Source organism: Companilactobacillus nuruki (assembly GCF_002872255.1).
GTDB lineage: Bacteria > Bacillota > Bacilli > Lactobacillales > Lactobacillaceae > Companilactobacillus > Companilactobacillus nuruki.
The window spans coordinates 1-6,078 of record NZ_NIPR01000056.1 but is presented as its reverse complement, the minus strand read 5'-3'; the positions used below and the strand labels follow the sequence as shown (position 1 = coordinate 6,078).

The window sequence follows — 6,078 nt, the reverse complement described above, 5'->3', positions numbered from 1 at the left end:
ATGTGGCGCGACGGTAGTGTGGTACACTTGTTGTATAAAGAGTGGTATCAGGTGTAGCGGAGTTGTATAAAGCTGCATATAGACATGGGCCTAGTGGTACTGGTAAATAAACGTGTGTTAGTTGATGTTGTGCATTTTTTTTTTTCAAGCAGAAGGTGGCATACGATTTGCTCATGAGTCACGTGGGCTCGGAGATGTTTATAATAGACAGTCCATAGGCACTACTTTTTATCTTTACATACATCTGGTTACTGTTCCTATAAAGGTAACCTTGGGAAAATAGCTCCTAATACACTCAAACAGAAATTCACTGAGACAGAACCATTAAAAGTACTACATACGGATGTAACTCAAATACGTTTGCGTAAAGACAAATGGGGTTATATATCCGCCGTGCTGGACCAGGTCAGCGGCGAAATATTATCTTATTCAATAAGTTTGAGCCCTAATAAATTACTAATATTAGATACTCTAGAAAAATTGAAGCAAAATATAGTTCCCTCTTTAAAGCCAATCCTTCACTCTGATCAAGGATGGCATTATCAACTTAAATATTATCGAGATACCCTAAAAACAATGGGTATTGAACAAAGTATGTCTCGAAAAGGCAATTGTCATGACAATGCCCCAATTGAGGGCTTCTTTAATCTGCTAAAAAGAGAATGTCTTTATAGGTATAATATCGATGACCTAACCGAATTAAAGAACTTAGTCGCTAAATATATCAATTGGTACAACAATAAACGTATTTCTTTAAAGAAAAATGGATTGTCCCCTGTAGAATACAGGGAACAATCCATGATTTTTTAAAACTTATAAAAATGTCTAACTTTTTTATTGCACTTCAGATTATGAAACTGCCGCTGCCGTCCTTTTTGAATATGTGCATGCTTTCTACAATAGGAAGAGAATTCATAGTTCACTGGGCTACCAGACCCCCTTACAAGTTGAAATTGCAACACTTACGAGCCAAATGGCCGCCTGATTTAATGCTTTCCAGGGTTCAAATAAGTTATTAATCGCGATTAATGATTTATTTGAGCTGTGGAAGGTAAACGCGGTTCTGAATGTCTCTTAAAATCTGTCTCAAATATTGACTTCAATCCAGCTTGACGAGCAGGGGGGATATTGTCATACTTATTAAGAATAAATTAAAAGATTTTTTTAGAATTGTTGACGAAAAAATCATAATAATAGGAAGCGTTATTCTTATGTCTGATGGTGCTGTGGGATCCTAGTTTTAGTCGCCCTCTTCTTTGCGGGGGTGGCCTGGCACAACCTCAAGACCACCACGGGTGGCATGTACAACAGTGCCGGGATGTACAGGCCTTTGGCAAGCCACTGAGCGGAATAATGTTGGATTTGATGAAATGGTTGAATTAGATCTTGAATACATCCAAGATGCCAGTGTAATGAATGATTTGAATATTATTTTGAAAACTGTTGCCATAATTTTTAAACCAAATGGATCATATTAAGTGACGAGGGAAAATATGAGTAAAAAAAAGGTATTATTCTTTGTAGAGGCCATGGGTGGCGGTGTTTTCACATATATTACCAATTTAGCTAATGGATTATCAGAAGATTTTGATGTTTATGTAGCATACGCTGTTCGAAAACAGACGCCCATTAATTATAAAGACTACTTTAATAAAAATGTGCATTTAATTAAGGTCAACAATTTTACTCGTCAAATATCAATTCACGATATAAAAGCTTTCTTTGAAATCAAAAAGATATGTAAAAATGTTAACCCGGATATAATTCATTTACACTCATCTAAAGCTGGTGTATTGGGAAGATGGGCTTTTAATGGGAAAAATATTCCTGTTTTTTATACTCCTCATGGATATAGCTTTTTGATGTCCAATATTAGTCCTTTTAAGAAAAAGTTATATAGATTTATGGAATTTATTTCTGCTAAAAGAAACTGTACAACAATCTCATGTAGTGTTGGTGAAAATCGTGAAACTCAGAAGTTAACTTCGCGTGCTTTTCATGTTGATAACGGTATAAATGTTAAAGATATTGATGCTGTTCTTAATAATCAGGATTCAAATAAGAATAAAAGTAAAGTAGTATTTACAATTGGAAGAATCTCGACACAAAAAGGGCCCAAGGTTTTTAATAAAATTGCTGAGAGCTTACCTAATACTAAATTTGTTTGGATAGGTAATGGGGAACTTCGATCTCAGTTAACATCACCTAACATTGAAGTAACCGGATGGAAAAATAGAAGTGAAGCATTAAAGTTGGCTTCAAAATATGGAATTTTTCTATTAACATCTAAGTGGGAAGGATTGCCAATGTCACTTTTAGAATCTATGTATATGAAAAAAGTATGCGTGGTTTCGAATGTAAGTGGGAATAATAATGTCATTGTTAATAAAGAAAATGGTTATCTTTGTAACTCAATTGACGATTACGCTGGCACCATTAAAAGATTGTTGGTAAATATACCGGATAAAGTTGTGGATAATGCTTATGAAGATGTAATAACACATTATAATTCCACTGTGATGGCAAAAAGCTATGCTGATATTTATAGGGAAGCATTGAAAGAAAAGTAATGTTAAATTAAAGGAAAACAATGAAAAGGAAAATCAAAATACTTCACGTCCAAATTACAGATAATTACGGTGGGATAGAGTCGTTATTGACTAATATTTATTCGGATATTGATCGGAAAAAATTCAAGTTTGACTTTATAACAACGGCTAAAAAGCCGTATCAGGATAAATTAAAGAGCTTAGGTGCAAATATTTATTTAATGCCTTCAATTAAGAACACTGTTTTATATATTAAAACATTTGATCATGTGCTAGATAATAATTACGATATTGTGCATTTTCATAAAAACTCTGCCGCTAATATCATTCCTATCTTATTAGCCAAACATCATTCAAGCCATCCTAAAATAATTATTCACTCTCATAATACATCTCCTAGTGTGAATAACGCGGCTTTGACATTTTTACATAAGAGTAATCGTTGGCTTGTCAATCTTATGGCAGACAAAAAAGTGGCATGTGCTAATGTTGCGGCTAAATGGATGTTTGGTACATTAAATAATGTTCAAATAATTAATAATGGAATTGATATAAATAAATTTACTTACTCAGGCCAAGATAGAGACTTGATTAGGGAAAAGTTGGGTATTTCACCTAGTGATCTTGTTTTAGGAAATGTCGGCCGGTTTAGTGAACAGAAGAATCAATCATTTCTAATAGACATTTTTGGTGAAGTTAAAAAAGCTGTGCCTAATTCTAGACTTATATTAGTTGGAGATGGCTTATTGCTAGATAAAGTGAAACAAAAAGCTAAGAAGCTTGGCCTAACATCTAAGATTAATTTTGTAGGGAAGCAGTCTGATATTCCTGCATACTTATCAGCAATGGACGCGTTTGTAATGCCGTCTTTATATGAGGGATTACCAATATCTGCTGTTGAAGCGCAGTCAGAAGGATTAGATGTCTTCTTAGCAAATACGATAAGCAAAGAAGTTGTCTTGACTAAAAACGTTAAAATGTTTTCTTTAGATGAAAGGCCAAAGGAAATAGCAGGTATGATATTAAAGAATATTAAATTTAATGATCGTAAGAATGATGCAATAACGGTTAAGAATTCCAACTATGGTTTGAATACTACAATAAAGAAGTTCATTGATTTATATCAGGGATTATAATATGACAAGAAGAATTAAAGTGATGCACTTTGTTTCTGGATTAGGAAACGATGGTGTAACACAAGTTATAAAAAATTATACTAGTAGACTAAATCGACACTATGATATCGACAATATTATTGTTTATCAGCATCATGTAGACCGCGCTAAATTAGCAGAACTTGAAAGAATTGGTAATCGTCTTTATGAAATACCCTATAAATCGGATCATCCTTTTGCTAATTTGCGTGATACGTATAAGTTGATAAAAAAAGAAAAGCCAGACATAGTTCATGCTCACATGAGTTTACTAAGTTTTTATCCGTTGTCTATTGCCTGGTTGTTGAGGGTTAAAGCGCGTATTGCACATGCACACATTGCACAAGATAATGTTAATCCACATTTAGCAAAAATTTTTAAAAGATTAAATTTAATTTTTGCTAATCATTATATTGCGTGTGGACAAGCGGCGGGAGAATACTTATTTAATGGGCATGACTTTGATATAATGTATAATGCCATTGACCAAGATAAGTATAAATTTGATCTAGAAAAAAGAAAGGGACTTCGGAAAAAATTAGGTATCTCAGACGAAACCATTGTATTTGGTACCTTAGGGCGATTAACAAAACAAAAAAACCAAGGATTTCTGATTGACGTTTTTAATCGTTATTGGAAGGTCAATGAGGATTCCAAGTTGATTATTGTTGGAGTTGGTGAATTAAAGGATAAGCTCACTCAAAAAATAAAAGCGAATAATCAAGAGGATAATGTTATTATAGTTTCTGGCACAAATGATCCAGAGAGTTATTATTGTGCGTTTGACTATTTTATGTTGCCTTCGCTATATGAGGGGTTACCCGTTTCAGCCGTGGAGTCTCAAGCGAGTGGTGTAAATATGATTTTATCGGATAATATTGATAAAGAAGTAAGATATAATAACAATGTCGTTTTCGTTCCGATTAATCATGGTGTAGATCCATGGATATCAGCAGTGAATAAATTAAAACCAAGTTATAGAGAAAAGCCATCTAAAGATAATAAATATAATATAGAAAAACAATACTCAAAAATCTATCGATTATATTTAGACTTTATTAAAGATTAAAAGAGAAAAAGATGAATAAAAAAATAGGATTATTTTTACCTTATTTCGGTAAATTCCCAAATTATTTTAGGTTATGGATTAAAAGTGTAGCAATTAATCCTGAGATACAGTTTATATTAATTACAGACCAAAATTTAACTGCCACGTTGCCTTCTAATCTGCGTGTTATAAAGAAAGAATTTAAAGATATTCAACGGTTAATAAAAGATAAGTTTAATAAGCTGGATATTTCATTGGATAGTCCTTATAAATTGTGTGATTTTAGGCCAGCATATGGTTACATTTTTGATAATCTAATTGAGAAATATGGACTTGATTATTGGGGGTTCTGCGACCCAGATGTTATATGGGGGAGAATATCAGAGTTTCTTAAGAAGAAAAGCTTCTATGAAAAAAATTATGATAAAGTAGGATATTTAGGACATTTTCAATTCTTCTCGGTTAAAGAAAAAATGTTGTTTACAGAAATAATCGATGATGAAAAGTTTCGCAATTATAAGTATGTTTTTACTCATAAATATGCATATCATTTTGATGAGGAAATTGGTATTGGATTAATTGCAAAAAAAAGAATCTAAATATATTAAGTTTTGAAGATGAACCACCTTATGCAGACATTTTAATTAATTCTTATCAATTTTATACTTATAAAAATGCTTCAGATTTTTCTTTACCACGATACTTCAATTGGAATGAACAGTATGGATTAACTCAAGTCACTTATGATGGATGCATTTATAAGATGACGCTCAAGATTTATGTTCATCTACAAAAAAGAAATATGGATGTAAAAATAAATCAATTTAGTAAGGAATATTATATTATTCCAAATGAATTTATTTCAACTGATCAATTTCATCAAATAGACCTAAGTAAAACATTACAGGACCAATTTTATCTTGATTTTTATGTAAATAAAATAGAAAAATTAATAAAGAAATTTTCTATTGGACAAATTAAACATACTTATCATTTTCAGAAATTATTAAATAGTTACTATAAATAAAAAGGGGAAAAATGATTAGTTTGTCGAAAAAAAACATTTCAAAGTATCCATTGTGTTTCTTTTTGCTATTGATGACAATCTTTGTAATGTTATTGAATAATAGTGGGTTAAACAATTACTCAACTATTAGTATATGGATAGGATTTATAACAAACTTAGTACTTATATTCATTTCATTTTATGTTAATGGAATAGATTTTATAACGTTTTATTTAATTTGTACAACGGCATTATTATTCCCAATAATGATTCAATACTTCACAAATTCCTCCTATGGAGATTTGTCGCTAAATCTTGTGT

General features: G+C 31.7%; 5 protein-coding genes and 3 pseudogenes. All 8 read left to right on the top strand.

All coding sequences use genetic code 11. The features are described 5' to 3' along the window. Positions 1 to 264: 264 nt before the first annotated feature. Positions 265 to 810, top strand: a pseudogene (locus CBP76_RS11575) (IS3 family transposase); the annotation flags it as partial. 49 nt (positions 811 to 859) lie between these two features. Next, positions 860 to 985, top strand: a pseudogene (locus CBP76_RS13675) (IS3 family transposase); the annotation flags it as partial. Positions 986 to 1,313: 328 nt separating this feature from the next. Beyond that, positions 1,314 to 1,478, top strand: a pseudogene (locus CBP76_RS11565) (sugar transferase); the annotation flags it as partial. Between the two features lie 15 nt (positions 1,479 to 1,493). After that, complete coding sequence (locus tag CBP76_RS11560) at positions 1,494 to 2,570, top strand: glycosyltransferase (RefSeq protein WP_102197017.1); 1,077 nt, start codon at positions 1,494 to 1,496, stop codon at positions 2,568 to 2,570. Between the two features lie 20 nt (positions 2,571 to 2,590). Further along, entirely contained in the window at positions 2,591 to 3,685 is a 1,095-nt protein-coding gene (locus CBP76_RS11555; protein WP_102197016.1) for a glycosyltransferase, read from the top strand. A 1-nt stretch (position 3,686) separates the two neighbouring features. Then, positions 3,687 to 4,772: a glycosyltransferase gene (locus tag CBP76_RS11550; protein ID WP_102197015.1), complete on the top strand. Its 1,086-nt coding sequence runs from the start codon at positions 3,687 to 3,689 to the stop codon at positions 4,770 to 4,772. An 11-nt stretch (positions 4,773 to 4,783) separates the two neighbouring features. After that, positions 4,784 to 5,350 carry a DUF6625 family protein gene (locus tag CBP76_RS11545; RefSeq protein ID WP_102197014.1) on the top strand — a complete coding sequence of 189 codons (567 nt, stop codon included), beginning with the start codon at positions 4,784 to 4,786 and terminating at the stop codon, positions 5,348 to 5,350. Then, positions 5,326 to 5,778, top strand: a complete 453-nt coding sequence (locus CBP76_RS13670) for a DUF6625 family protein (RefSeq protein WP_425430309.1) — start codon at positions 5,326 to 5,328, stop codon at positions 5,776 to 5,778. Before CBP76_RS11545 ends, CBP76_RS13670 begins: the two co-directional genes overlap by 25 nt. Positions 5,779 to 6,078: the final 300 nt, after the last annotated feature.

Coding starts and splice junctions, on each gene's coding strand:
- CBP76_RS11560 (WP_102197017.1), top strand. CDS start 1,494: ATGAGTAAAAAAAAGGTATTATTCTTTGTAGAGGCCATGGGTGGCGGT.
- CBP76_RS11555 (WP_102197016.1), top strand. CDS start 2,591: ATGAAAAGGAAAATCAAAATACTTCACGTCCAAATTACAGATAATTAC.
- CBP76_RS11550 (WP_102197015.1), top strand. CDS start 3,687: ATGACAAGAAGAATTAAAGTGATGCACTTTGTTTCTGGATTAGGAAAC.
- CBP76_RS11545 (WP_102197014.1), top strand. CDS start 4,784: ATGAATAAAAAAATAGGATTATTTTTACCTTATTTCGGTAAATTCCCA.